Annotated in this window: 21 protein-coding genes and 1 pseudogene; 7 read left to right on the forward strand and 15 right to left on the reverse strand. The window is 69.9% G+C overall.

What is annotated here, in order from left to right; genetic code table 11:
- The first annotated feature begins 47 nt into the window (after window positions 1–47).
- Genes ACIOJD_RS22335 through ACIOJD_RS22350 form a run of 4 tightly spaced genes read left to right on the forward strand, consistent with a single transcriptional unit; the run spans window position 48 to window position 3771 of the window.
- Window positions 48–1169 carry an ABC transporter ATP-binding protein gene (locus ACIOJD_RS22335; RefSeq protein WP_401916348.1) on the forward strand — a complete coding sequence of 374 codons (1122 nt, stop codon included), beginning with the start codon at window positions 48–50 and terminating at the stop codon, window positions 1167–1169.
- Window positions 1159–2118, forward strand: a complete 960-nt coding sequence (locus ACIOJD_RS22340; protein ID WP_401916350.1) for an ABC transporter permease — start codon at window positions 1159–1161, stop codon at window positions 2116–2118. The genes ACIOJD_RS22335 and ACIOJD_RS22340 overlap by 11 nt, the downstream gene beginning before the upstream one ends.
- Complete coding sequence (locus tag ACIOJD_RS22345; protein WP_401916352.1) at window positions 2115–3026, forward strand: ABC transporter ATP-binding protein; 912 nt, start codon at window positions 2115–2117, stop codon at window positions 3024–3026. Before ACIOJD_RS22340 ends, ACIOJD_RS22345 begins: the two co-directional genes overlap by 4 nt.
- A gap of 25 nt (window positions 3027–3051) precedes the next feature.
- Window positions 3052–3771 (forward strand): ABC transporter permease, encoded by a 720-nt coding sequence (locus ACIOJD_RS22350; RefSeq protein ID WP_401916354.1) that lies wholly within the window; start codon window positions 3052–3054, stop codon window positions 3769–3771.
- Between the two features lie 742 nt (window positions 3772–4513).
- Here ACIOJD_RS22350 and ACIOJD_RS22355 read toward each other — a convergent pair.
- The 10 genes and pseudogenes from ACIOJD_RS22355 to ACIOJD_RS22400 all read right to left on the reverse strand — a co-directional run bounded on the left by ACIOJD_RS22355 (window position 4514) and on the right by ACIOJD_RS22400 (window position 15811).
- Window positions 4514–5349, reverse strand: a pseudogene (locus ACIOJD_RS22355) (IS5 family transposase).
- A 37-nt stretch (window positions 5350–5386) separates the two neighbouring features.
- Window positions 5387–6229, reverse strand: coding sequence for an HAD family hydrolase (locus ACIOJD_RS22360; protein ID WP_401917109.1), 843 nt, complete (start codon window positions 6227–6229; stop codon window positions 5387–5389).
- A 41-nt stretch (window positions 6230–6270) separates the two neighbouring features.
- Window positions 6271–7548 carry a serine--tRNA ligase gene (gene serS / locus ACIOJD_RS22365; protein WP_401916355.1) on the reverse strand — a complete coding sequence of 426 codons (1278 nt, stop codon included), beginning with the start codon at window positions 7546–7548 and terminating at the stop codon, window positions 6271–6273.
- 616 nt (window positions 7549–8164) lie between these two features.
- A complete protein-coding gene (gene pheA, locus ACIOJD_RS22370; protein WP_401916357.1) occupies window positions 8165–9100 on the reverse strand; it encodes a prephenate dehydratase in 936 nt (311 codons plus the stop codon).
- Between the two features lie 136 nt (window positions 9101–9236).
- Window positions 9237–10490: an iron uptake transporter deferrochelatase/peroxidase subunit gene (gene efeB, locus ACIOJD_RS22375; RefSeq protein ID WP_401917112.1), complete on the reverse strand. Its 1254-nt coding sequence runs from the start codon at window positions 10488–10490 to the stop codon at window positions 9237–9239.
- Between the two features lie 105 nt (window positions 10491–10595).
- On the reverse strand, window positions 10596–12737 hold the full coding sequence (locus ACIOJD_RS22380; RefSeq protein WP_401916359.1) for a copper resistance protein CopC: 2142 nt from the start codon (window positions 12735–12737) through the stop codon (window positions 10596–10598).
- A 39-nt stretch (window positions 12738–12776) separates the two neighbouring features.
- Window positions 12777–13226 (reverse strand): copper chaperone PCu(A)C, encoded by a 450-nt coding sequence (locus ACIOJD_RS22385; RefSeq protein ID WP_401916362.1) that lies wholly within the window; start codon window positions 13224–13226, stop codon window positions 12777–12779.
- Window positions 13223–13888 carry an SCO family protein gene (locus ACIOJD_RS22390; protein WP_401916365.1) on the reverse strand — a complete coding sequence of 222 codons (666 nt, stop codon included), beginning with the start codon at window positions 13886–13888 and terminating at the stop codon, window positions 13223–13225. Before ACIOJD_RS22390 ends, ACIOJD_RS22385 begins: the two co-directional genes overlap by 4 nt.
- Window positions 13889–14009: 121 nt before the next feature.
- The gene (locus ACIOJD_RS22395; RefSeq protein ID WP_401916367.1) at window positions 14010–14804 is read right to left on the reverse strand and encodes a YcnI family protein; all 795 of its coding nucleotides are present in this window, start codon (window positions 14802–14804) and stop codon (window positions 14010–14012) included.
- A 119-nt stretch (window positions 14805–14923) separates the two neighbouring features.
- Window positions 14924–15811 (reverse strand): hypothetical protein, encoded by an 888-nt coding sequence (locus tag ACIOJD_RS22400; RefSeq protein ID WP_401916370.1) that lies wholly within the window; start codon window positions 15809–15811, stop codon window positions 14924–14926.
- 193 nt (window positions 15812–16004) lie between these two features.
- Between ACIOJD_RS22400 and ACIOJD_RS22405 the strand changes: the two genes are divergently transcribed.
- Complete coding sequence (locus ACIOJD_RS22405) at window positions 16005–16466, forward strand: ATP-binding protein (RefSeq protein WP_401916371.1); 462 nt, start codon at window positions 16005–16007, stop codon at window positions 16464–16466.
- A gap of 97 nt (window positions 16467–16563) precedes the next feature.
- Here the strand turns inward: ACIOJD_RS22405 and ACIOJD_RS22410 are convergent, their stop codons facing one another.
- On the reverse strand, window positions 16564–18039 hold the full coding sequence (locus ACIOJD_RS22410) for an aminopeptidase P family protein (RefSeq protein ID WP_401916374.1): 1476 nt from the start codon (window positions 18037–18039) through the stop codon (window positions 16564–16566).
- A 160-nt stretch (window positions 18040–18199) separates the two neighbouring features.
- Window positions 18200–19882 carry a PP2C family protein-serine/threonine phosphatase gene (locus ACIOJD_RS22415; protein WP_401916377.1) on the reverse strand — a complete coding sequence of 561 codons (1683 nt, stop codon included), beginning with the start codon at window positions 19880–19882 and terminating at the stop codon, window positions 18200–18202.
- Window positions 19883–20541: 659 nt separating this feature from the next.
- Between ACIOJD_RS22415 and ACIOJD_RS22420 the strand changes: the two genes are divergently transcribed.
- Together ACIOJD_RS22420 and ACIOJD_RS22425 are read left to right on the forward strand one after the other, a co-directional pair.
- Complete coding sequence (locus ACIOJD_RS22420) at window positions 20542–21225, forward strand: bifunctional DNA primase/polymerase (RefSeq protein WP_401916380.1); 684 nt, start codon at window positions 20542–20544, stop codon at window positions 21223–21225.
- Between the two features lie 369 nt (window positions 21226–21594).
- Entirely contained in the window at window positions 21595–22425 is an 831-nt protein-coding gene (locus ACIOJD_RS22425; protein ID WP_401916382.1) for a hypothetical protein, read from the forward strand.
- 275 nt (window positions 22426–22700) lie between these two features.
- Here ACIOJD_RS22425 and ACIOJD_RS22430 read toward each other — a convergent pair whose 3' ends face one another.
- From ACIOJD_RS22430 to ACIOJD_RS22440, 3 genes are all read right to left on the reverse strand, one after another.
- A complete protein-coding gene (locus tag ACIOJD_RS22430) occupies window positions 22701–23666 on the reverse strand; it encodes a DUF5926 family protein (protein WP_401916385.1) in 966 nt (321 codons plus the stop codon).
- 322 nt (window positions 23667–23988) lie between these two features.
- Window positions 23989–24573, reverse strand: a complete 585-nt coding sequence (locus ACIOJD_RS22435) for an ATP-binding protein (protein ID WP_401916386.1) — start codon at window positions 24571–24573, stop codon at window positions 23989–23991.
- 197 nt (window positions 24574–24770) lie between these two features.
- Window positions 24771–25589 (reverse strand): glycerophosphodiester phosphodiesterase, encoded by an 819-nt coding sequence (locus ACIOJD_RS22440; RefSeq protein ID WP_401916389.1) that lies wholly within the window; start codon window positions 25587–25589, stop codon window positions 24771–24773.
- Window positions 25590–25812 lie beyond the last annotated feature (223 nt).

Genomic DNA, 25812 nt, shown 5'->3' on the forward strand with positions numbered 1-25812 from the left:
GGGATGCGCCCCGGCCCCCTTACGGGCCCGTACGTCTGAAGGCTGACATGGATACAGCCGTCTGGTCTGACGCTCCCCATGCCGTACGCGCCTACCTTCGTACCGTGACTGTCATCGCTACCGAAAGCCTGAGCAAGCGGTTCCCCCGGGTGACCGCGCTTGACCGGCTCTCCCTGGACATCGGACCCGGTGTGACCGGCCTGGTGGGCGCCAACGGAGCCGGCAAGTCCACCATGATCAAGATCCTGCTGGGGTTGTCCCCCGCCACGGAGGGCCGGGCCTCGGTGCTCGGGCTCGACGTCGCCACCAGCGGCGGTGCCATCCGCGAGCGCGTCGGATACATGCCCGAGCACGACTGTCTGCCACCGGATGTCTCGGCCACCGAGTTCGTCGTACATATGGCGCGCATGTCCGGGCTCCCCCCGACCGCGGCCCGTGAGCGGACCGCCGACACCCTGCGCCATGTCGGCCTCTACGAGGAGCGATACCGCCCCATCGGCGGCTACTCGACCGGGATGAAGCAGCGCGTCAAGCTCGCGCAGGCACTGGTCCACGACCCCCAGCTGGTCCTCCTCGACGAGCCGACCAACGGCCTGGACCCGGTCGGCCGCGACGAGATGCTCGGCCTGATCCGTCGCGTCCACACCGACTTCGGCATCTCCGTCCTGGTCACGTCGCATCTCCTGGGTGAGCTCGAACGCACCTGTGACCATGTCGTCGTCATCGACGGCGGAAAGCTTCTGCGGTCCAGTTCCACCAGTGACTTCACCCGGATCACCACGACGCTCGCGGTCGAGGTCACCGACACGGACACGCACCCCGACGGCACACGCGCCCTGCGCGAATCCCTCGCCGCGGCCGGGATCACACTCCACCCCGGCATGGAGGAGGGGCTGCCCGGAGCGGGTCACATCCTGCTGATCGAGGCCACCGGCGAGGAGACGTACGACATCGTCCGCGACACCGTGGCCGGGCTCGGCCTCGGGCTCGTACGGATGGAACAGCGGCGCCACCACATAGCGGAGGTCTTCGGCCCGCGGCAGACCGCCGAGGCGGCCCACGAAGCCCACGAGGCCCACGAGGCCGGCGAGAGCCACGCCACCGATGCGGCGGGCACGCACGCGGCGCCGTACGCAACGCAGAAGGGAGGCGCCGGCGATGAACGCTGAAGCTGAGGCCGGAGCCGGATCCACGGGCGGAGCCGGAAACCCCGCAGCCGCCACAAGCGGTACAGGCGCCGGGAGCGAGACCACCCGGATCCACAACATCGGTTACCGCAACTACGACGGCATGCGGCTCGGCCGGGCCTACGCCCGCCGGTCCCTCTACTCGCAGTCGCTGCGTGGCGCGTACGGACTCGGCCGCTCGGCCAAGTCCAAGGTCCTGCCGATGATCCTCTTCGCGGTGATGTGCCTGCCCGCCGCGATCGTCGTCGCGGTCGCCGTCGCCACCGACCTCAAGAGCCTGCCCCTCGAATACACGCGCTACGCGATCTTCACCCAGGCCGTCATCGGCCTCTATCTCGCCGCGCAGGCCCCGCAGTCGGTCTCGCGCGATCTGCGCTTCAAGACCGTGCCGCTCTACTTCTCGCGCCCGATCGAGTGCGTCGACTACGTGCTCGCGAAGTACGGCGCGATGGCGTCCGCTCTGTTCGTGCTGACCGGGGTGCCGCTCGTCATCCTCTATGTCGGCGCCCTGCTGGCCAAGATGGACTTCGTCGACCAGACCAAGGGGTTCGCACAGGGGATGGTGTCGGTGGCGCTGCTCTCTCTTCTCTTCGGCGGGCTCGGCCTCGTGATGGCGGCCCTGACCCCGCGCCGCGGCTTCGGCGTCGCGGCCGTGATCGCCACGCTGACCATCTCGTACGGCGCGGTCTCCACCCTCCAGGGGATCGCCTGGGCCTCCGACAGGCTCGGCGCCGTCCAGTGGATCGGTCTCTTCTCGCCGGTCACGCTCATCGACGGCGTACAGACCGCCTTCCTGGGCGCCTCCTCGTCCTTCCCGGGCGAGGCCGGGCCCTCGGCCGGGGTGGGCGTCGTCTATCTGCTGGTCGTTCTCGCGCTCGTCCTCGGCTCGTACGCCGTTCTCATGCGCCGTTACCGGAAGGTCGGGCTGTGACCATCATCAATATCGACCACACCTCGCGCTGGTTCGGCAACGTGGTCGCCGTCAACGACGTCACGATGACGATCGGCCCCGGCGTCACCGGCCTGCTCGGTCCCAACGGCGCGGGCAAGTCCACTCTCATCAACATGATGGCCGGCTTCCTCGCCCCCTCCACGGGTGCCGTCACCCTCGACGGGCAGCGGATCTGGCGCAACGAGTCCGTCTACCGGCAGATCGGCATCGTGCCGGAACGGGAGGCGATGTACGACTTCCTCACCGGACTCGACTTCGTCGTCGCCAACGCCGAACTGCACGGTCTCGGCGCCCAGGCGGCTCACGAGGCCCTGGCCACGGTCGAGATGGAGTACGCGCAGGACCGCAAGATCTCGACGTACAGCAAGGGCATGCGCCAGCGCGTGAAGATGGCGTCCGCGCTGGTCCACGAACCGTCCGTGCTGCTCCTGGACGAGCCCTTCAACGGTATGGACCCGCGTCAGCGGATGCAGTTGATGGAACTGCTGCGGCGTATGGGCGCCACGGGCCGTACCGTCCTGTTCTCCTCGCACATCCTGGAGGAGGTGGAGCAACTCGCCTCGCACATCGAGGTGATCGTGGCAGGTCGCCATGCGGCCTCCGGTGACTTCCGCAAGATCCGCCGTCTGATGACCGACCGTCCGCACCGCTATCTCGTCCGCTCCAGCGACGACCGCGCGCTCGCCGCCGCGCTGATCGCCGATCCGTCGACGGCCGGTATCGAAGTGGACCTCGCCGAGGGCGCACTGCGTATCCAGGCGGTCGACTTCGGCCGCTTCACCGAACTGCTGCCGCGGGTCGCCCGTGAGCACTCCATCCGGCTGCTCACGGTCTCGCCCTCGGACGAGTCCCTCGAGTCGGTCTTCTCCTATCTCGTAGCGGCCTGAGCGGCCTGAAAGGAGCTGTGACGTCATGTACAACCCCACAGTCGCCCGGCTCACCTACCGGGCCCTGCTCGGCCGGCGCCGGGCCGCGATCCTCTTCGTACTGCCCGCTCTGCTGATCCTCATCGCGGTCGCCGTCCGCGTCCTCGACGGAGCGGACGACCAGATCGCGGCGGATGTGCTGGGCGGCTTCGCCCTCGCCACGATGGTGCCGCTGATCGGCGTCATCGCGGGTACGGGCGCGATCGGGCCCGAGATCGATGACGGCTCGATCGTCTATCTGCTGTCCAAGCCGGTGAAGCGGCCGACCATCGTCTTCACCAAACTGATCGTGGCGATCGCCGTGACCATGGCGTTCTCCGCGATTCCGACCTTCGTCGCCGGATACATCCTCAACGGCAACGGCCAGCAGATCGCGATCGCCTACACCGTCGCGGCACTCGTCGCCTCGATCGCGTACAGCGCGCTCTTCCTGCTGCTCGGCACGGTCAGCCGCCACGCGGTGGTCATCGGGCTCGTCTACGCGCTGGTCTGGGAGACGCTCTTCGGCAGCCTCGTATCGGGCGCCCGGACACTCAGCGTCCAGCAGTGGGCGCTGGCGCTCGCGGAGAGGATCGGCGACGGGAGCACGATCACCTCCGATGTGGGACTGCCCGTGGCGGTGTGCCTGCTGGTGGGCGTGTCGACGCTCGCGACCTGGTACGCGGGCCAGAAGCTCAAGACGCTCACGCTCGCGGGCGAGGAGTGAGCGGCAGGCCTGCGCGTGGGCCGTTACGGCGTCAACCCCTGCCCGGTGGGCGGGGGTTGACGCGTAACTGTACGTTTATCGGCTCGTTGTTCAGGGCGCGTGGAGGCAACTGGAATCCGTGACGTCGAGCGTTCGTGAAACTGGGGATCGCCGGTGCCGGATCGAAAGCCGCACCGGTCATTGAGTGAGTAGCCACCGTGAGCCGACCTCCGCCCCTGAAGCCCGGGGAGAGGGCCGACCATCATCGGTTCACCAGTGGAAGGCACAGTCATGCCACCAGAAGGTGCTCTGCTCGAATGCGCACGATGCGCGACAGCGTCATGGGACGGGTCGAGATGCTGGACAGGGTCAAGGCGCTGGCGCTCCTGCCGGACGGCGTACACATCACGACGGAGGGCGTCGCGCGCTGCTTCGAAGTATCCACAGACGTCATCAGGCAGTTGACCGCGAGGCACCGCGCGGAGCTGTCCAAGAATGGGATGCAGGTAGTGCGCGGCTCTGACCTGCGTGAATATCAGAGTGACAATGTGTCACTCTCATCTGAGGCTCAGGGAAGTTATCCACAGAGGCGCTCCAGTCTCACGCTCTACACCCGACGCGCGGTGCTCAACATTGCGATGCTCCTTGCGGGTGCGGGTGCGGGTGCGGGTGCGGGTGCGGGTGCGGGTGCGGGTGCGGGTGCGGGCCCGCGCCCCGGGCCCGGCGAAGATCGGCCGACAGGCCCTAGGGGGTGTCCGCAATGTCAGTTGGGGAGCCAGAGTCGTAGGCAGGCGAGGGTGACCAGGGCTTTGTAGTGGCGGGCTCGTTTGTCGTAGCGGGTGGCGAGGGCTTTGTTCTGCTTGAGCTTGTTGAAGCAGCGTTCGACGACGTTGCGGCGCCGGTAGACGTCACGGTCGAGACGGCACGGGCTCTCGCCTCGTCGTAGGCGTCCGCTGATCTGGTCGACGCGTTCGGGGATGGTGCAGGCGATACCGCGTCTACGCAGGTAGGAGCGGATCTTGCGGGATGAGTAGCCCTTGTCACCGAGTACCCGCAGCGGTCGCGTGCGGGGCCGGCCGGGCCCGGCCCGCTTGATCGCGATGCGGGCCATGACCGGTTCGAACTGTGTGCAGTCGTTGACGTTCCCGCCGGTGAGCGTGAACGCGAGGGGAAGGCCGCGGCCGTCACAGGCGAGGTGGATCTTCGTACACAGTCCGCCGCGGGACCGGCCCAGCGCCTCATCCGCCCAGGGCCCCCTTTTCGGGCTCCGGCGGCGTGCTGGTGGGCGCGCACGATCGTCGAGTCGACGCAGACGACCGACCAGTCGACTGCGCCGACCGCATCCGAGTGCTGCTGGACGTGGGCCAGGAGCCGGTCCCAGGTTCCGTCGGCCGACCAGCGGCGGAACCGTTCGTAGACGGTCTTCCACGGCCCGTACCGTTCAGGCAGGTCCCGCCAGGCCGCACCCGTGGAAAGCTTCCACAGGATGCCGTTGAGGACCTGCCGCCGGTCCCGCACCGGACGACCCATCCGGGGCGGGGCCAGCAACGGCCCGATGACATCCCAAGCCTGATCAGTCAGTTCATGACGTCGTACCACGAACGGACCAACGACCGACCGACTTTGCGGACACGCCCTAGCCGAGCAGCAGCCTCTCCAGCACCACCGCGATGCCGTCGTCCTCGTTCGACGTGGTGATCTCGTCCGCCACGACCTTCAGTTCCTCGTGTGCGTTCGCCATCGCCACGCCGTGCCGTGCCCAGCCGAACATCGGGATGTCGTTCGGCATATCGCCGAACGCGATCGTGTCCGCCGCCTTGACGCCGAGTCGCCGCGCGGCCAGTGAGAGTCCGGTGGCCTTGCTCAGGCCCAGCGGAAGGATCTCCACGACCCCGGCTCCGGCCATCACCACATCCACCAGGCTGCCGACCGTCGCCCGTGCCACCCGCGCCAACGCGTCGTCGTCCAGCTCGGGATGCTGGATGTAGACCTTGTTGAGCGGCGCCGACCACAGCTCCGCCGGATCCTTGACCGCCACCGTCGGGAGCGGACCCTCCAGGAGCCGATAGCCGGGACCGACCATCACCTGGCCGTCGAGGCCGTCCCGGCTCGCGGCCAGTGCCAGCGGCCCGGCCTCCGCCTCGATCTTGGCGAGCGCCAGCCCGGCCAGCTGCCGGTCCAGCGTCACCGACGTCAGCAACCTGTGCTCGCCGGCGTGGTAGACCTGCGCGCCCTGGCCGCACACCGCGAGACCCTCGTACCCCAGATCGTCCAGTATGTGCCGGGTCCAGGGCACCGCACGTCCGGTGACGATGATGTGAGCGGCGCCCGCCGCGGTGACCGCGGCGAGAGCCTCACGCGTGCGGGTGGAGACCGTGTGGTCGTCACGGAGCAGCGTGCCGTCGAGGTCGGTCGCGACAAGCTTGTACGGGAACGAGCCCGCGGACGACGGCTCGGCCGGGCCGTCGTCCGCGGGCACCGGCGGAGTCGCGGTCGGCGACGCGGAAGCGGGGCCCGTGCTCACTTGGCGATCGGCTCCAGCGCCTCACGGCCGCCGAGATACGGGCGGAGCATCTCGGGCACCCGCACCGAACCGTCGGCCTGCTGGTGGTTCTCCAGGATCGCCACGATCGTGCGCGGTACGGCGCAGAGCGTGCCGTTCAGCGTCGCGAGGGGCTTGACCTGCTTGCCGTCCCGCATCCGGGTGGAGAGCCGGCGGGCCTGGAAGCCGTCGCAGTTGGACGCGGAGGTCAGCTCGCGGTACTTGCCCTGGGTGGGGATCCACGCCTCACAGTCGAACTTCCGCGAGGCCGAGGCGCCCAGGTCGCCCGTGGCCACGTCGATCACCTGGAAGGGCAGCCCGAGGCCGGTCAGCCACTGCTTCTCCCAGTCCAGCAGCCGCTGGTGCTCGGCCTGGGCCTCCGCCGGGTCGACGTACGAGAACATCTCGACCTTGTCGAACTGGTGGACCCGGAAGATGCCCCGGGTGTCCTTGCCGTACGTACCGGCCTCGCGGCGGAAGCACGGCGAGAAGCCCGCGTACCGCAGGGGCAGCTTGTCGGCGTCGATGATCTCGTCCATGTGGTACGCGGCGAGGGGTACCTCCGACGTGCCGACCAGGTAGTAGTCGTCCTTCTCCAGGTGGTACACGTTCTCCGCGGCCTGGCCGAGGAAGCCCGTGCCCTCCATGGCGCGAGGGCGGACCAGCGCCGGGGTGAGCATGGGGATGAAGCCGGCCTCGGTCGCCTGCGCGATCGCCGCGTTGACGAGAGCGAGCTCCAGCAGGGCGCCGACGCCCTTCAGGTAGTAGAAGCGCGAGCCGGACACCTTGGCGCCGCGCTCGACGTCGATGGCGCCCAGCGCCTCGCCGAGCTCCAGGTGGTCCTTGGGCTCGAAGCCCTCCGCCGCGAAGTCGCGGATCACGCCGTGCGTCTCCAGGACGACGAAGTCCTCCTCGCCGCCGACCGGGACGTCGGGGTGGACGATATTGCCGAGCTGGAGGAGGAGCTGCCTGGCCTCCTCGTCGGCCTCGTGCTGCTCGGCGTCCGCCGCCTTGACGTCGGCCTTCAGCTGCTCCGCCTTCTTGAGCAGCCCCGCCTTCTCCTCTGCGGAGGCCTTGGGGATCAGCTTGCCGAGCGATTTCTGTTCGGAGCGCAGCTCGTCGAAGCGGATTCCGGACGCCCTGCGCCGCTCATCGGCGGAGAGCAGGGCGTCGACGAGGGCGACGTCCTCTCCACGGGCGCGCTGGGAGGCGCGAACACGGTCGGGGTCCTCACGAAGCTGGCGAAGGTCAATCACTCCACCAGGCTACCGGTGCACGCCGACAGCGTCCCACTCGATATCAGAAGCGTGTCTCTCTGTCTGAATTGCCCTGTTTAGGAAACTTGTCGCGAAATCCCTCGCCGGTCGTTCGCTGTTCGTCAATAATGGGGATTCAATTCCCCGGATCGAGGCATTCTGCCGCTATGGCGTTGACTCACTTCCCTTGTGTGGAACGGGACTTGGGCCGGGTCGGTCGCCGCGCATTGTCCACAGGAATGCACAGGGCAACTCAAGTTATCCACAGGCTGTGTGGGAAATCTGTGGATCACTGGATTGGTCGATTCGAGGCGATGTGGGGACAGGAAGATACCCCCCTCAAACCCACTCCAGTTACTCATTTGGGTGGGAATTACTCCCCCTGACGAGTTGATCGCTGGAATTGAGCTGACGCGGATGGCCTGGCGTCCTGTGGATGGAAGTGGGGCACCTGGGGGGATTTGTCGACTGTGTCGGATTGTGTTGTCGACTTGTCCCCAGGTCGAGAAGGGGCCCTGTGGATAACTCTGCGGTACATCCACAGGCATCGGAGGCGGGCCCCGGACCGGATCGGGTGCAGACCTCGGACGGGGGCCGGGCGGCGAAACGCCGGGTGTCAGACGCGGCCGTCCTGGCTGCGCCCGAGCCACTCCGCCGCCTCGATGAACGCCGTGTCCGACGTACCGGGCCGCAGCGTCCGCACATCCGCCGTCGAGACCCCCGCCCGCGGGTACGAGCCGAGGAACCGCACCTTGGGACAGATCCGCTTCAGTCCCATCAGCGCCTCGCCCACCCGCCGGTCCGCGATGTGGCCCTCGGCGTCCACGGCGAAGCAGTAATTACCGATGCCCGCTCCGGTCGGCCGCGACTGGATCAGCATCAGGTTGACCCCGCGCATCGAGAACTCCTGGAGCAGTTCGAGCAGTGCGCCCGGGTGGTCGTCGCCCAGCCAGATGACCACCGATGTCTTGTCCGCGCCCGTCGGCGCCGCCGGGCGCGCTGGCCGCCCCACCAGCACGAAGCGCGTCTCCGCGTTCTCCGCGTCGTGGATCTCGCTGACCAGGGGCTCAAGACCGTACGTGGCCGCCGCGAACTCGCCAGCGAAGGCCGCGTCGAACCGGCCCTCCTGCACCAGCCGCGCCCCGTCCGCGTTCGACGCGGCCGATTCCCACAGCGCGTGCGGCAGATGGGTCCGCAGCCAGTTGCGCACCTGCGGCTGGGCGACCGGGTGACCGGTCACCGTCTTCACGTCGGAGAGCTTCGTCCCGGGCCGTACGAGCAGGGCGAAGGTGATCGGCAGCAGCACCTCGCGGTAGATCGTCAGCGGCTCCCCGGAGGCGAGCTCGTCGAGCGTCGCGGTGACCCCGCCCTCCACCGAGTTCTCGATCGGTACGAGCGCGGCCGCGGCCTCCCTGTTCCGTACGGCGTCGAGAGCCGCCGGTACGGACACCATCGGAACGAGTTCCCGGGTGGCGGCCTCCGGGAGCGTACGGAGGGCGGCTTCCGTGAAGGTGCCCTCGGGACCGAGATACGTGTAGCGCATGGCCGACATACGGTCACCTTAATGGGCCGACCGGGTTCATGATTCCGGCCACCCGAACCCCCAGGTCGCAGGGCTGTCGCGGCACGACGCCGGACGCCCGGCTCGGGGATCAGGGCTGCGGCGGAGGATGCCGGACGCGTACGGATCAGGACTCCAGCAGCCGCTGGCCCACGTACTCCCCCTCCCGCGCTCCGCCCGGCACGGCGAACAGCCCGCTCGCCTCGTGCCGGATGAATACCGACAGCGCGTCCCCCCGGTCGAGCTTGCGCTGCACCGGCACGAATCCCTTGAGCGGATCGGCCTGCCAGCAGATGAAGAGCAGCCCCGCGTCCGGCGTCCCGTCCGGCGCGATCCCGTCGTGGAAGGAGAAGGGGCGGCGCAGCATCGCGGCACCGCCGTTCTGCTCCGGTGCGGAGATCCGGGCGTGTGCGTTGGCCGGGATGACCGGCTTGCCGTCGGGGTCCGTACGGTCGAGGTCCAGATCGGTCATCTCCGTGCCCCCCGTAAGGGGGGCACCGTCCGACTTGCGCCGTCCGATGACCTTCTCCTGCTTGCCGACGCTGAGCGCCTCCCAGTCGTCCAGGAGCATACGGATACGTCGTACGACGGCGTAGGAGCCGCCCGCCATCCAGGCCGGGGTGCCGGCCGGGGGGGCCGCCGGGACGAAGATCCGCCGGTCGAAGTCGGGCTCGGCCGGTTTGGGGTTGCCGGAGCCGTCGATCTGGCCCATCAGATTGCGGCTGGTCATGGGGTGCGCGGTGGCGCCCGGGGACCGGTTGAAGCCGTTCATCTGCCAGCGCACCCGCGCCGCCGCTCCCGCGTCCTTCTGGAGCGTACGCAGGGCGTGGAAGGCGACCAGCGCGTCGTCGGAGCCGATCTGGATCCAGAGGTCGCCGTTGCTGCGTCCGGCGTCGAGCCGGTCGGCGGAGAAGGCGGGCAGCGGGTCCAGGGCGGCGGGCCGGTGGCGGGCCAGGTCCGTACGGTCGAAGAACGTCCGGCCGAAACCGAAGGTCACGGTGAGGGAGGAGGGGCCCGCGTCCAGGGCGATACCGGTGTCGTGACTGCCGCTGACCCCGTCTCCCGCGATGTTCCCGTGCGGCTCTCCGGCCATCATCGCGCGTGCCGAGGCCGACCAGCGGCGCAGCAGCGCGGCGGCTTCCTTCCGTCCCGCGCCCGGGGCCAGATCGAAGGCGATCAGGTGGCCGCGGGCGTGCATCGGGGTGGTGATGCCCGGCTGGTGTGCGCCGTGGAAGGGGACGGAGCCCGTACCGACGGTGGTCAGCGCGGTCGCTTCCTCCGGCCGGCCGGCCGCGTAACCGGTGGCTCCGCCCACCGCGCCGAGTGCCAGCCCGGTGGCGCCCGCCGCGCCCGCGGTGCCGAGGAGCCGCCGCCTGGAGATCCGGGCGGCGGGGGCGTCGCCGCCCTCGTCCTGGGGCCGGTTGTCCTGATCCTGGCCACGGAGGCCGTGGCCCTGCTGGTCCTGCCGGGTGTCGCTCACGATGGGTCAGCCGATCTTCACGTTCTTGTCGACGGTTGTCTGGTCGATGTCGGAGGTCCGTACGGTCAGCCGGAGCCGCCAGTCGCCCGGCATCGGAAGCAGCACGGGGTCGGCGATCCAGCGTCCGGGAGCGGCGCGCTGGGGAACGATCGGCAGCGGGCCGATCTTCTCGGCCACGAGAGTGAAGGAGGCCTTCACCTCGGGTACGTCCAGCGGCTTGCCGTCGGGGCCGTGGATGTCGACCCGCATCAGATTGGCGCCGGAGCGGGCCGGGCCGAGGGTGAGCCGCGCGGTGCCCTTGCCGCTTTGGCCACCGGTGTCGAAGGGCAGGCTGAGGCTGACGGGTTCGTCCTTCGCGGGGGTGGTGGCGGCCGGGCCGCCGGTCCGGTTCGCTTCCTGCCCGGCGGTACGGCCCGGCTCGGTGGAGGTCAGCGCGGTGGTGACGGCGAGGAGTACGACGGCGATGCCGGCCTCGGCCAGCACGGAACGGCGCAGTCCGGTACGGGCCGGGTCGGCGTCCCGAATCCGCTTTTGGCGTGCGGACGCCAGTGCGGCTTTCTGGCGGGCGAGTTGGGTAATTCTCTTACTGTCACCGACGACGGTTGTCGCGGCGGCGGCGGTCTCGGACCCGGCCCCCTTCCCGGTCTCCGGCTCCGTCACCTCCCTGGCCCCGGACTCGGTTCCGCCCGTGCCCCCGGCTCCGGACTCGGCTGCTGCCCCGGCCTTCGCTCCGGTCTCCGCTCCCGCCATGACCTCCACTCCGGCCACGACCGCGGTCTCCCTGCCCGTATCGCCGGGTGCACCGGTCTCCGACGCCCCGTCAGCCCGCTGCCCCAGCCGACCTGTCCACCGCCGTGAGAACCAGGCGATCCCCACCAGCACAGCCACCAGCCCGACCTTGACCAGCAGGAGCTGCCCGTATGACGTGCCCCAGAGCGCCGACCACGATCCGACCTGACGCCACGACTGGTAGAGCCCGGTCGCGGCGAGGACCACGACGCTGACGAACGCGACGCGGGAGAAGCGCAGTACCGCCGTGCTCTCGATGAACGGCGCCCGGTAGAGGGCGACGAGCAGCGCCGTGAGCCCGCCGAGCCAGGTCGCCACGGCGAGCAGGTGCAGGACGTCCACCGGCATGGCGATACCGGGCTGGATCCCGGTCGAGGCGTGCTCGGCCAGTGCCCAGGTGCCCGCGATCCCGGCCGCGACGACCGTGCCGCCCAGGGCGAGTCCGAAGGTGAGGTCCTGCTTCTCCTCGTCCCGCTCTTCGTCGTTGGCTTCCTTCCCGTCCTCGCCCTCCTCGTTCTTCCTCTCGTCGCCCTCCCCGTCCTGGGACGTCCTCTGCTTGGCGTACGCGCCGAAGAGGACGGCGATGAAGAGCGCGGCCGCGCCGAGGAGCAGCAGCCGGGAGACGAGTGCCGCTCCGGTCTTGGTGGCCAGGACGTCCTGGAGTCCGCCGAGATCGAAGGCGTCGCCCAACTTGCCCGAGCCGGTGTACGGATTGCGCAGGAGCAGCAGGGCGAAGGTGGCTGCGGTGAGGGTGAGCCAGCCCTGGACGACCAGCCGCTGGAGGGGGCGTACGGACGCGCCGCGCTGCCAGCAGCCGAGGACGAAGGCGGCGCCGCCGACGAGCAGGATGAAGCCGGCGTACGAGACATAGCGCGCGATGTCGTAGAGGACGCCGACCAGTCCGCCGCCGGCCTCCTCGCCGGACACCGCGGCGGCGGTCTTGGACGGTGCGCCGATGGAGAAGGTGAAGGCGCCGGAGATGGGGTGGCTGTCGGCGGAAACGGCCTGCCAGGCAACGGTGTACGTGCCGTCGGGCAGGCCGGATCGCAGGTCGACGCCGTACCGGACGGCGGAGCCGTCGCTCAGGTCGCGGACCTTCTGGGCGTCGACCCGCTTGTTGTCAGGATCGAGAACACGTATCGAGTTGTCGCCCAGGGCGATCTGTTCGGAGAAGGTGAGAGTGATGTCCTTGGGAGCTGTGGCGACCACCGCCCCATCCTTGGGAGTGCTCCCGGTCAGCGCGGCATGCGCCGACGCCGTGCCGGAGAGCACGGTGAGAACGGTGCCGAGCAGCACCGTGGTGACGAGCAGCAGCCGCACCAGGGGTGCGGTTCCCAAGCGTGGGGCGATGGCTGTCATGACGTGTCAGTCCCTCGGTTCAGTCCCTTTGGCGCTGGGCTAGTGCTGGGCGGGGTTGTAGTTCATCGGCTTCACGGGAAGCTCGACCTTGATGGGGTCGGTCTTCTCGAAGTGCAGCTCGATGCCGACCTTCTGACCCTGCTTGGGCCGCTGCTTGAGATTCATGAACATGATGTGGTTGCCACCGCGTTCGAGATCCAGTTCGCCGCCGGCCGGGATGTCGAAGGACTTCACCTCACGCATCTTCTGGGTCTCGGTCTTGTGGATGGTGATGTCGTCGGAGAGGGCGCTGGTGACGGAGGTGAGCTTGTCGTCGGCGCCACCGTGGTTGGCGACGACGATGAAGCCGGCCGCGAGGTCGCCGGCCGGCTGCGGCATGTAGCCGCCCTCGGCCTTCAGTTCGGGCGAATCGGCGGAGCAGCCGGCCAGCGTCAGTGCCAGCGTGGCCGCGAGGCCGACGGCCAGTACGGGAAAGGGGCGGCGGTTCACGGGTTCTCGCCCTTGATGAGCTTGGGGAGGTCCTTGGCGTAGTCGTCCGAGGTGGTGTCCTCGCCGTACAGGACGTAACCCGCGTCGGTCTTCGGGGAGAAGGCGATGACCTGGGCACCATGCATGGAGGTGATGCTGCCGTCCTTCTCCTTCTCGGGCGCCTCGATGCCGATGCCGAGCTGGCGGGCGCCCGCCTGGATGGTGTCGAAGTCGCCGGTGAGCCCGGTGAAGGACGCGTCGCCGGCGCTGGGCAGCCACTTGGCGAGTTCGGCGGAGGTGTCGCGCTCGGGGTCGGTGGTGACGAAGACGACCCGGAGCTTGTCCTGATCGGCCTTGGGGAGCGCCTTCTTGGCGATGGCGATGTTGCTCATCGTCAGCGGGCAGACGTCCGGGCAGTTGGTGTAGCCGAAGTAGATCAGCGTCGGCTTGCCCTTGGTCTCCTCACGGAGGTCGTAGCTCTTCCCCTTGGTGTCCTTGAGGACGAGGTTCGGCTTCTTGAAGGGGGCGTCGAGCACGGTCGCCGCTTTGGTCTTGCCCTGGGCGGACACATCGGCGACCGGGCTCTTCGAGGAGTTGTCGCCGCTGTCGCCGCCACAGGCGGTCAGGGTGAGAGCCGCCGCCGCGGCGAGCGCGGCGGCTACGGTCAGGGTCTTCTTGCGCATGGGGATATTTCCTGGTCGTTCCGTTGGGGGGGGGTACGGGCACCGGGCACGCGGGGCCGGCCGGGGGCCGGGGTGTCCCGGCCCTGTGCTCCAGCCTCGCGTGCCACGGGCGCGTGGTGGGTCAGGCGGTACGGCGTCGTCCGGCCAGGATGCCGAAGGTCACCCCGGCGGCGCCGACGACGATGCCCGCGATGCCGAGGACCCGGGCCGTGGTGTCGCTGCCGGAGGCGGAGGCGGTCCCGGACTTCGCGTCTCCGCTCTTCGCGTCGTTCTGCGCGCCGTCCTGCTTCGAGGCCGCTCCGGCGGTCCCGGCGCTGGAGGCGCCGGCGGTACCACCGTGTTCGTCATCGGTGGCCGCGGTGAGCTTCAGCACGGGCGCCGGGCTCTCGGGCTCCTCCTCGCCCTCCTCGGGCGCCTCGATCCAGCGGACGACCTCCTTGTCGTCGTACGTCTGGAGGGTCTTGAACAGCAACTCGTCGGCGTCCTGCGGGAGTTGTCCGACGGAGAGGGGGAACTGCTGGAACTGACCCGACGCGATGCCCGGCCCGCTCTTGCCGCCGGTCGCGGTCCAGGTGACCTTGGAGACGGCCTCGGTGATGGTGTTGCCGTGCATCTTCAGCGGCTCGGCGAGCTTGCTCTTGGTGACGTCGACCTTCCAGCCGGGCACGGGCTGGGGCATCACGGAGGCCAGCGGGTGCTCGGTCGGGAAGTTCACCTCGACCTTGGTGGTCGAGGCGTCGTCGCGCTCGTTGGGAACCTTGAAGTTGATCGTGGCGTAGCCGCCCTTGGCGGCCTCGCCCTGCGGCTGCACGCTGACATGCGCGGACGCCGGCCCGGCCAGCAGGAGAAGGGTGGTCGCGGCGATACCACCGGCGACGGAGACACGGGCCACGTTCTTGCCCGAGAACGCTGACAACGCTGGGAACACAGCACACTCCACGGTGTGAGGGAAGGAAGTGATCGGACAGGGGGTCGCGACGGCGCGAACGCGCGGCGGCAGCGCGACATCCCCCCGACCGTGCGGAGTGTGTCGCGTCAGGCGGCGAGCGCGGGTACGCGTGCGAAAGCGGGGAGAAGGGCGGCCGGAGGGCCGCGTCTGCTCACCGTGTGCTGGAGAGCCTCCGCGGCCGGTGGTGGGGGAGCGTGGTACGAGGCGCGCGGGGCGCGCGGCTCCTGGGCCGGTACGCCGGGCAGTCCGGCGCACAGGGCTCGTACGAGCGCGAGCGCGGCCCGCAGGGCGCGCAGCGGCGCGCTGTCGGTGACATCGCTGATGCCGTGCGCCGAGAGATGAGCGAGCCGCAGAAGCGCGAGATCCCCGCGGCGCAGCAGCCAGCCCGTCGCGAGCGCGGCCAGCAGGTGCCCGAGGACCATCGGGAGAGACGGCAGCAACCCGTCGGCGGATGCGGACACCGAGGCCGGCACGGAGCCGGATCCGGACGCGGAGGCCGAGACCGATGCGGCGGATCCGAGTGCGGGCGCCATGTGGTGGTGGACGCCCGTTCCCGTGCCGCCCGCCGAACCCGCCGGGCTGATCCCCGCGTTGGCGAGGATCCGCTGCGCGTCGACATGGCTGAGCGAGGTGGGACCGGCTCCGCAGACCAGTTTCGCGGCCATTCTGATCAGCGCGTCGTCGGTGCCCGTCGGGACCGTGACATGCCGCTGACCGAGGCCGAACACCGTGTGCAGGGCGAGCTGTCCGCCCGTCAGGGCGACGACGATGGTCGCTGTCGACCGCGCCCGTCCGGCGAGTGGCGCGGCGACCGCGAACACGGACAGAAAGCCGAGCACCAGGCTCCACCAAGGGACGGTGGCGCAGGCGGCCAGCGCGTGTCCTGTCGCCGACAACACGACGCAGACCGCGGTGAAGACCGCGGCCCTCAGCAGCCGCGGGGCGGCTCCGGCGCGTGCGAAAGGCTCGGACATGGCCGGGCCATCATCGCACTGAGGGTCCCGGCCCCGTAGGGCAGGTCCGGAAGATGACCCTCTGTCCTATACACCGCCATGCGCCGCATACGCGTCCGCCGAATGAGGGCTATCACATCAATCGCGTGCTTACGACCCGAGATGGAGGGCAATACGTATCGGTACGTCGAGCCGCAGCCAGGAGGCTGGAGCAATGAGCATCTGGTGGTCTCTCCACTTGCGGCGCGAAGCCGCGAGCGTTCCGCTCGCTCGGCGCCTTCTGCTCGGCGCCATGGAGACCGCGGGAGTCGACCCCGACATCTCCTTCGATCTGTCGGTGGCACTCAGCGAAGCCTGTGCGAACGCGGTCGAGCACGGCGGCGACGACCCTACGGGCGAGGCGCCCGGTGGATACCGGGTGACGGCCTATCTGGACGGCGAGCTGTGCCGTATCGAAGTGGCCGACTCGGGGCCCGGTTTTCCCTCCCGGCGGGTGGTGCGGCGCACCACGCCCGCGCCGGTGCCCGCCCCGACGTCCGAGAACGGCAGGGGGCTGTGTCTGATCGAGCAGCTCGCCGATCATGTGCATTTCCGTAACCGGCCGGGGCACGGCGCGGTGGTCAGCTTCGACAAGATCCTGAAATGGCGGGAGGACGCCCTGCTCAGAGCCATGTGAGCTCGGAGCGAAGCGTCCCCCCGATTCCCCGTGCGGGATTCCCCCGTACGGGCTCGGCCATACGGGTCGGGCAAGGGCCGGGCAGGGGCAGGCCGGGTCAGGCCTGCTTGAGGCCCGCCATCCAGGCCTCCACCTCGTCGGCCCGGCGCGGCAGCGCGGCGGACAGGTTCCGGTTGCCGTCCTCCGTGACGAGGATGTCGTCCTCGATCCGGACGCCGATGCCGCGGTACTCCTGCGGCACGGTCAGGTCGTCGGCCTGGAAGTAGAGCCCCGGCTCCACCGTGAGACACATACCGGGCTCCAGCGTCCCGTCCACGTACGCCTCCCTGCGCGCGGCCGCGCAGTCGTGGACGTCCAGGCCGAGCATGTGGCCCGTGCCGTGCAGGGTCCAGCGGCGCTGGAGACCCAGCTCCAGGACCCTTTCGACCGGGCCCTCCAGCAGGCCCCACTCGACGAGCCTCTCGGCGAGGACGCGCTGCGAGGCGTCGTGGAACTCGCGGTACTTCGCGCCCGGCCGCACCGCCGCGATCCCGGCTTCCTGGGCCGCGTACACCGCGTCGTAGATCTTCCGCTGGATCTCGTCGTAGCGGCCGTTGATCGGCAGGGTGCGCGTGACATCGGCGGTGTAGAGGGTGTGGGTCTCCACGCCGGCGTCGAGCAGCAGCAGGTCGCCGGAGCGTACGTCGCCGTCGTTGCGCACCCAGTGCAGGGTGGTGGCGTGCGGGCCGGCCGCGCAGATCGAGCCGTAGCCGATGTCGTTGCCCTCGACGCGGGCGCGCAGGAAGAACGTTCCCTCGATGTAGCGCTCGCTGGTCGCCTCGGCCTTGTCGAGGATCCGCACGACATCCTCGAAGCCGTGCACGGTGGCGTCGACGGCCTTCTGGAGTTCGCCGATCTCGAACGCGTCCTTCACCGCGCGCGCCTCGGAGAGATGGACGCGCAGCTCCTCGTCGCGCTCGGCGGTGACCTTGTCGGTCAGCGCGGCCTCGATGCCGGCGTCGTGCCCGCGGACGTTACGGACCGGTCCCGTGGCGTCCTCGAGAGCCGCGGCCAGTTCCCGTACGTCCTTGGCGGGCAGGCCCAGCACCTGCTCGGCCTCGGCGAGGGAGTGCCGGCGGCCGACCCACAGCTCGCCCTGGCCGTCGAGCCAGAACTCGCCGTTCTCCCGGTTGGAGCGCGGCAGCAGATAGACCGTCGCCTCGTGCCCGCCGGACTTCGGTTCCAGTACGAGGACGCCGTCCTGGGTCTGGTCGCCGGTGAGGTACGCGTACTCGGTGGAGGCGCGGAAGGCGTACTCGGTGTCGTTGGACCGGGTCTTGAGGTTGCCCGCGGGGATCACCAGGCGCTCGCCGGGGAAGCGCGCGGAGAGCGCGGCGCGGCGGGCGGCGGTGTGGGCCGCCTGCGCGATCGGCTCCAGGCCGTGCAGTTCGGTGTCGGCCCAGCCGGACTTCATGTTCTCTGCGAGCTCATCGGACACGCCGGGGTACAGACCGTTCTTCCTCGTCTTGATCGGCTCTTCTTCCGTCTCCGGGGTTTCCGTCTCCGGGGTTTCCGGGGGGAGCTCCTCAGCCACGTCTTCTCCTTGTGGGACTTCGTGGGACTTCGTGCGTGGGGCTTGGTACGTGGGGCTTCGTGCGACTTCGTGGGACCGGCACAGACCGGACCAGGACCGGTCTTTTCCATCGTATGTGCGAGGGATGGCAAGGCCGGAGTGCCTGTGGAAAACCGCCGGGTCAGTCGAACCGGACGGCGAGCAGCACGATGTCATCGGTCGAATCGTCCGATGTGCCGTGCGCGTTGGCCGTGTCGTGCGACGCGTCCGTGCCGCCCGTGCCGCCGGTGTCGCCGGTGTCGCGCGTCCCGTGGGTCCCGTAGATGTCCGGCAGTACGGTCCGCAGCACGTGATCGGCGACCGCCCCCGGATCGTGCCGGGCGGACGTGGGCACGCTCACCGCCGCCGCGTGCAGCCGCGCGAAGGCCCGGTCCATGGGGTCGCCGGTACGGCGCAGCAGCCCGTCCGTGTAGAACAGCACCGTCTCGCCCGGCGCCGGCCACAGCTCGACGCTCGGCGCCTCCCAGCACGCGAGCATGCCGAGCGGCGCGGACACGGTGGTCTCGACGAACTCGGTGCGCCGGTCCCCGACGATCAGTGGGGGCGCGTGCCCGGCCCCGGCCAGCAGGATCTTGCACTGGCCGTGGGTGGGTTCGGCGTACGCGAAGAGCGTGGTGGCCGTACGCGCGGGCTCGGTCAGCCGGAGCAGGAGCTCCAGATCGGAGAGTACGGCGACGGGGTCCTCGCCCTCCATCACGGCGTACGCGCGCAGAGAGGCGCGCAGCCGGCCCATCGCGGCCACCGCGCTGGGCCCGCTGCCGCTGACCGAACCGACGGCCAGGCCCAGGGCGCCCTCGGGCAGCGGCAGCGCGTCGTACCAGTCCCCGCCGCCGCGCGAACCCGCGCGATGGCGGACGGCGAGCTGTACGCGGGGGACCCGGGGCAGCCGGCCGGGCAGCAGCTCCTCGGTGAGGGTGGCCACGTGGGTACGGGCCCGTTCCAGCTCCAGCAGCCGGGCGAGGTGCGCACTCGCGTACCGGGTGTAGAGGCCGATCAGGTGGCGCTGCCGTTCACCTGGTTCGGCGGGTTCGTCGTAGAGCCAGACGGCGGCGCCGAGTTTCGCGGGAGCGGTGTAGGGAGCGGCACCCGAGGCGACGCCGGGAGTGGCTCCGGACGGGGTGTCGGGGGAAGCGCTCGGAGCGGCGGCCGGGGCTCCGGTCGTGCCGATGCCGTCAGCGGTAACGGCTGTACCAGCGGTAACGCTTGTACCGGTGGTGACGTCGGCGGCATCGATTGCGGTGAGCGGTACGGCGAAGCTGGCGCCGTAGCCGAGCCGGACCGCGACCTCTCTCTCGCGCGGGTCCGTCTTCGTGTTCCCGCCCGGACGATGACCCGAGCCCGGCCCCGCGTCTGCGTCCCCGCCCGCGTCCCCCTCGCCGAGCAGATCGGGGTCCGCCACCGGCTCGGTCCGTCCGACCGGGCTGTCGAGGAGCCGGCCGTACGAGGTGGCGTGGCGCGGCACGGTTTCCAGATGGCCGAGTTCGGAGTGCGTGAGCCCCAGGCCGACGGTGGCGACGGGGCCCAGACCGTCGGCCGGTTCGAATACGACCAGGCCACGGCGGGCGCCGACCAGGGCGGCTCCGGCGCGCAGCAGTTCATTGAGCGCGCCGTCCAGGGAGCTGGTCCTGGCCAGGCGCTCGGTGAGTTCGTGGAGGGTGGTCAGATCGGAGACCCAGCCGGCGAGCCGGTCCTGGATCAATGCGCCCGGAGCGGTGGGAAGGGTGTCCAGAGGCGCGGCAGTCTGAGCGGCGGTGGGGGGACTGGAATCGATTCCAGCCACTTTCGGCATGTTCGGGGCGCTCATGACGGCCGACTTTCAGAATGGTGCATTTTGCTCAATAGCATCGCAAACCCCCATGTCATTCTGCGCGGCTATCAATGCGTCCACATGTACACGCACAACTAAGGCGATGTCCAGCGTTGTCCTGGCGGAACAATGGGTGTCTGTGAGACGCTGAACTTGGCTAAAAAATTACCCCCCTGGCTGGGTTTTGCGATCGACTGAGTGCGCTCAACCAGGGGTCCTCAAGGGGCTGGGTACCACTACAGCCCGGGTCGAGCGTCATTCCGAACGTGATGGGTACGTAAACGGTGACGGACAGGGGCAGTTGGGACCGCCCCCGGAACCTCCGGAACCCGACGGCGGGCTTGGGCGTCTTAACCGCCGAAGGCCCTACCTCATCCTCCCGGACTGGCGAGAACAGCACAGCGGGACAACAAGCGCCACGCGCACGCCACCCCTCGCCACGCGTTCAACGAAGACAGTCCGTACTCGGCTCACTCAGGGGCGGTGTGATACGCCGCCGGGCCGGGAGGTTCTGTTCGTGCCATGGGCTCCGCGCCTCGGGCTCGGGCTCCGGCAAGGGGCGGTCAAGCGTCGAAATGTACGCACGGTGAAGTGATGCACACACATGGTCTACGTGCCATGTGGACTCGGCGTTCAACGGAAAGGAACGAGCGCTCATGCGCGAGATCCTCGGAAGGCGACGCAAGCTCCGGTTCCGGCGTAAGGGGAGGCCCGCACAGCTCGACGTGGCGCTCACCTGTGCGACCGAGTGGAGATGGCCCGTACTCCCGGGTGCCGGCCTCACGTCGGCCGGCGGCCGCGGGACCCGCGGTAGCGGCTGTAGCTGCCCCGACCCCGAGTGTGTCGTACCCGGCGCGCACCCCTTCGATCCGGAGTTGCTCGCGGCGTCCACCGACGAGCGCCTGGTGCGCTGGTGGTGGAACAACCGCCCCACGGCTCCGATCATCCTCGCCACCGGTGGCAGCGCCCCGTGCGCGGTGAGTCTGCCGGCCGTCGCGGGCGCCCGCGCGCTGGCGGAGCTGGACCGGATGGGCATGCGGCTGGGGCCGGTCGTCGCGACGCCCACCCGCTGGTCGCTGCTGGTGGCTCCGTACACCCTCGAACAACTCGGTGAGCTGCTCTACACGATGGACTGGGTGCCCAGTTCGCTCCGGTTCCACGGCGAGGGCGGCTATCTCGTCCTGCCGCCGTCCGAGGCCCCCGGCGGGCAGGTCCGCTGGGAGCGGGCACCACTGCCCGGCTCGGCGGCGCCCTGGCTGCCGGATGTGGAGGCGGTCGTGGACGCGCTCGTCGAGGCGAGCACCAGTGCGCCGGACGGCGGCAGCAGGCTCGCCTACTGACCGCACACGGGCCGTGAACGCGCTCGGTATCCAACAAGTGCGCCCATGTCCCTGCCCGCGTCCCGTCCCGCGCCTTGTGCCCCGCCCTTTGTGGCGCGCCTCGCCCCGCCCCCGGTCCGGCTCGATCCGGAACGGGGGCGCGTCGCGTTCCGCGCCTTGTCGCGTCTCCGTGCTTTCCCTGCTTCGTACCGCTATGCGTACGGTCCGTCAGGCGCTTTGCCTGATTCGCTCTTGTCCGCGTCACTCGTACGGGTGTGAGCTGAACCGAGTTGTCGGGGAATTGGGCGTGCGGCGGCCCCGGGTGTCCCATTCCGTCGATATCTTCTGCCCTCCGTCAGCAATTCCCCAGCAGCGGCAGGTGGGCCCTCCATGAATCTCCGCATGATCGGGCTCACGGCCGTTGTGGCGTGTACCGCGCTGCTGCCGCTGGCCGCTTCCGCCGGCCCTGTCGGCGGAAGCGGACCCGGGGCGGCGGCCGGTGGCTCCGGTGGTGGTTCTGGTGGTGGTTCCGGGAGCGGGCGCGGAGGGGAGTCCGGTGCCGATTCGGCGGCGGAGTCGGCACCGGACTCGGTGGCGCTGCTCGCGGGAGTGAAGGCGGGACGTCGGCCGCTGTCCGGAATCGACGGGTCCGGGTCGGCCGTCGGTACGGCGAACACCAAGGACGCCGCCGATACCCAAGGCCCCAAGAACACCGTGGACGTGGCGGATCTGACGGATGCGACGGACGTGGTGGATGTGACGGGCGTCGAGGGCACCGCGCACTCCGGGGGCGCCGACGGCGATGTGCGTGCTCTGGTGCGTACGGTCGAGCGATGTGGGCCTGAAGTCGCCGCTCCCCAAGGGGTCGAGGCACAGACCTGCGTCCTGACCGAGGGCCGGGACACCTGGGCGCGCACCTACTACCGCAACAAGACGAGCGGTGAACTCCTCGCCGTACTCAGCCTGATGGGCCCGCGCGGGCGCACCGTACAGACCCACTGCCGCGTCACGACCACGGACGAGCCGACGACATGTGAAACGCCGCGTGAGCCGTCCCGGGGGGAGCCCGCGCAATACGTGGCGATGGCGGAGTTCGCGGCCCCGGTGAACGGCCGGAGCGGCGAATACGAGGGGAACAGCGGGAACCGGGTGGACGGCGAGGAGATCGGGCCGCTGTTGCTGCGGTCGGGGAGCAACGCCCGGCGCCCGGTGGCCCGTTGACATACGGGCGGCACCTGTAAAAGCGAACGCCCGGTCGCTGGCGACGGGGGATGCACCAGCGACCGGGCTTCTAGAACCGTAACAAGAGATCGGCGGTTAGCAAATTCGATCCGGTGTATTCGGACAATGAATTATCCGCCGGCCGAGCGGGGTGTGACAGGCCTCACCGGACTTCGGGGAACCCTTTGCCGCGCTTGTCCCTCTCGCGCCCCGTCACGGCCCTGCGCGGGCTGTCCCGCGCCTCACTGTCCGTCACCTCGCCCACCGTGCCGCTGTCAGCTGAGCGTCACCTGGCGGTTGGTGAGTCCGCCGCGTGCCCGGCGTTCCTCTCCGGTCAGCGGCGCGTCGGCGGCGAGCGCGGTGGCGAGCCGCTCGGCGAACTCCGCCGCCGGCTTCTCGCAGTCGTCCGCACCCATCGTGCTGGGCAGGTCCCACACCGGAACGGTGAGTCCGTGCGCCCGGAAGGAGCCCACCAGCCGGGTCTGGGCGCCGAGGCTCGACGTACCGGCGGCGTGCAGCCGCGCGAGTGCGTCCAGCAGCTTCTCCTCGGGGTACGGCATGACCCAGCGCAGGTGGTTCTTCTCCGGCGTCTCGCACCAGTACGCGGCGTCCGTGCCGCTGAGCAGGGAGGTGGGGATCGCGGCGGCGTTGGCACGCTCCAGGGAGGCGGCCACCTCGGGCGTGGTGTTCTCCGAGTCCGGTACCCAGAACTCGAATCCGGAGTGGACGATCGGCTTGAAGTCGGCCTCGGGGGCGAGCAGATCCTGAAGGCGCGGACCGTCGGCGGGCACCCGCTGCGCGGCCACCGGGTTACCGGGCTCCGCGCTCAGCGCGCGCAGGAGCGTGTCGGCCAGATCGCGGCTCAGGTCCCCGGACGAGGTGTCGTTCTGGAGGGCGAGCAGTACGGAGCCGTCGTCGCGGCGCAGCGCCGGCCAGGCCATCGGCAGAACGGTCGCGAGAGTGACGGACGGTACGCCCTCGGGCAGCCCGTCCTTGAGGGTCAGTTCGGCGGTCGCGGCGGGCACCAGCTCGCGCAGCGCGACCCAGTCGCACTCGCCGGCCAGGCCCTCGAAGGGGCGCTGGACCAACTCGGTCACGGCGTGCGCGGCTTCCCGGCCGTGACAGGCCTTGTAACGACGGCCCGAACCGCACGGGCAGGGCTCGCGCGCCCCCACCACCGGAATCGGTCCGTCGTTGAGCTGGGCCTTCGCGGCCTTCGTCTGGGGGCGCTTCTTCGCCATGGTGTGGCTTTCTCCCGTGAGCGGCGGTGCGGTGTCCGCGCGAGCCTAGCGGCTCGGCTCTCCAGGAGCCTTGGGGGCGCGAAGCGCCGCGTGTGCGGCCGGGGAGCCGGGAGTGCGGCCGTACGACCGCCGGGCCGTGTTCCAGAAGCCTCGCCTGCCCTATGGGCGCACGGCGCTACTTCTCCAACATGGCCTGGGCGCCCCGCTGCCCGCCGCGCGTGCGGAGCGCGCGTACCGCTCCGCGTGCCCAACTATGCGCGGAGCGGCGGTCCGTACGGCCCGGCAGGTGCTGAAGCGTGCGCGTGCGGGAGGCCGTGGGCTCTCAGGCGGCGCCGTCGAAAGGGTCCGCGAAGCCCAGTCCGTCCAGGCTCTCCAGCCCGTCCAGTCCGTCGAGTCCCTCCAGCCCGTCCAGCGTGCCCATTCCGGTCATCGCGGGGGCAGTGACGCGCGTAGCGAAATCGTCGCGGCGGTGTCCTTCGGTAACGATCGCCCACACCGTGACTTCTCCGGTCGCGCTGTCCCGTACCCCCCACTCCTGGGCGAGGGCCGTGATGATGTTGAGCCCGCGTCCACCGCGCGCCGTGACCGAGGGGGTCGACGGAATGGGCCGGGTCGGGCCACCGCCGTCCGTGACCTCGACGGTCAGCCGGCCGGCCTTGTCGACGCGCCAGGCCGCGCGGACATCGCCGTCGCCGATCTCCGCGTGGTCCAGCGGCCGGCCGTGACGACAGGCGTTGCTGAGCAACTCGGAAAGGATCAGTACGGCGTCGTCGACGACCGAGCCGGACACCCCGCTGCGGCTCAACTGCTCACGCATCCGGTGCCGCGCCTTGCCCACGCCCGCAGGGCCATGGGGAACGGCCATGCACGACGACGTGGGCACTTCTTGTGCCACCACAAATGCCACCCCCGAGACCTCCTTTATGCCCCCACGCCACCGTGTGAATGCCCCACCGGCCCGGACCGGAAACCGGCCGGGGGCGGGCCGTTGACGCACTCATGACGTCCGAACGCGGAACGAACGCGCCGGTGCACTCCCTGTCACCGTCGGCGTCGCCCGGCGGGCCGGTGGGGCCCGGGGGGCCTGAGGGGCGGGGAGGTGGGTCAGGCCGGGCGGCCCAGCTGGGACAGCACCCGCTTGGGACGGTTGGTGATGATCGCCTCCACTCCGAGCCGTACGCAGAGGTCGACGTCCTCCGGCTCGTTCACCGTCCACACGTGGACTCGGTGGCCCGCCTTGTGCAGGCGCTCGATGTAGCCGGGGTGGTTGCGGACGATCCGCATCCCGGGCCCGGCGATCCGGGCACCCGCGGGCAGCCGCCCGTCGCGCAGCCGGGGCGAGAGGAACTGCATCAGGTAGACGGTCGGCAGTTGGGGCGCGGCGGACGCGATCCGGTGCAGTGAGCGTGCCGAGAAGCTCATGATCCGTACGGCGGACTCGCCCGGACCGGACGCGTCGGCCGGGGCGGGCTCGTCCAGGCCGAAGCGCCTGAGCAACTGGACCAGCCGCTCCTCCACCTGGCCGGCCCAGCGGGTCGGATGTTTGGTCTCGATGGCCAGCTGGACGGGGCGCCCGGCGTCCGCGACGAGTTCGAGCAGACGCTCCAGCGTCAGTACGGAGGTGAACTCGCGGTCGCGCCAGTCCGGGCTCTCCTCGCTGTCCTTCCAGGAACCGAAGTCGAGCGTGGCGAGATCGGCCAGCTCCAGGGCGGAGACCGCGCCGCGTCCGTTGGAGGTGCGGTTCACACGACGGTCGTGGACACAGACGAGATGGCCGTCGGCGGTGAGCCGTACATCGCATTCGAGGGCGTCGGCGCCGTCCTCGATGGCTTTCGTGTACGCGGCCAGGGTGTGCTCGGGCGCGTCCTCGGAGGCTCCGCGGTGGGCGACGACCTGGATGCTGTGCTGTCGTGCTTGAGTCACCGCGTCATGGTGTCATCGTGACGGGGTAGGCGGGTGAACGGTCCGGCTTCTCCGGCCCGTCGCCTCCGGATGCGTTCGTTATGTCCGGAATAAAGGATGGCGAGCAGACACACAGGTCCTGCTTACAGTGGCCTGACGCGTTGTGGGAAAAGCTGACCGCAGACACTTGCGCAAGCGCAAGACAGCCGCAAACGCCAGCAAAGACATGCAAAAACAGACAAGC

The sequence above is a fragment of the Streptomyces sp. NPDC088116 genome, from assembly GCF_044741745.1.
Lineage (GTDB): Bacteria > Actinomycetota > Actinomycetes > Streptomycetales > Streptomycetaceae > Streptomyces.

What these genes read in the sequence shown, in the direction of transcription:
- ACIOJD_RS22335 (WP_401916348.1), top strand. Translation starts at nt 48, where the DNA reads ATGGATACAGCCGTCTGGTCTGACGCTCCCCATGCCGTACGCGCCTAC.
- ACIOJD_RS22340 (WP_401916350.1), top strand. Translation starts at nt 1,159, where the DNA reads ATGAACGCTGAAGCTGAGGCCGGAGCCGGATCCACGGGCGGAGCCGGA.
- ACIOJD_RS22350 (WP_401916354.1), top strand. Translation starts at nt 3,052, where the DNA reads ATGTACAACCCCACAGTCGCCCGGCTCACCTACCGGGCCCTGCTCGGC.
- pheA (WP_401916357.1), bottom strand. Translation starts at nt 9,100, where the DNA reads ATGTCGGCCATGCGCTACACGTATCTCGGTCCCGAGGGCACCTTCACG.
- ACIOJD_RS22380 (WP_401916359.1), bottom strand. Translation starts at nt 12,737, where the DNA reads ATGACAGCCATCGCCCCACGCTTGGGAACCGCACCCCTGGTGCGGCTG.
- ACIOJD_RS22390 (WP_401916365.1), bottom strand. Translation starts at nt 13,888, where the DNA reads ATGCGCAAGAAGACCCTGACCGTAGCCGCCGCGCTCGCCGCGGCGGCG.
- ACIOJD_RS22400 (WP_401916370.1), bottom strand. Translation starts at nt 15,811, where the DNA reads ATGTCCGAGCCTTTCGCACGCGCCGGAGCCGCCCCGCGGCTGCTGAGG.
- ACIOJD_RS22405 (WP_401916371.1), top strand. Translation starts at nt 16,005, where the DNA reads ATGAGCATCTGGTGGTCTCTCCACTTGCGGCGCGAAGCCGCGAGCGTT.
- ACIOJD_RS22415 (WP_401916377.1), bottom strand. Translation starts at nt 19,882, where the DNA reads ATGAGCGCCCCGAACATGCCGAAAGTGGCTGGAATCGATTCCAGTCCC.
- ACIOJD_RS22420 (WP_401916380.1), top strand. Translation starts at nt 20,542, where the DNA reads ATGCGCGAGATCCTCGGAAGGCGACGCAAGCTCCGGTTCCGGCGTAAG.
- ACIOJD_RS22425 (WP_401916382.1), top strand. Translation starts at nt 21,595, where the DNA reads ATGAATCTCCGCATGATCGGGCTCACGGCCGTTGTGGCGTGTACCGCG.
- ACIOJD_RS22430 (WP_401916385.1), bottom strand. Translation starts at nt 23,666, where the DNA reads ATGGCGAAGAAGCGCCCCCAGACGAAGGCCGCGAAGGCCCAGCTCAAC.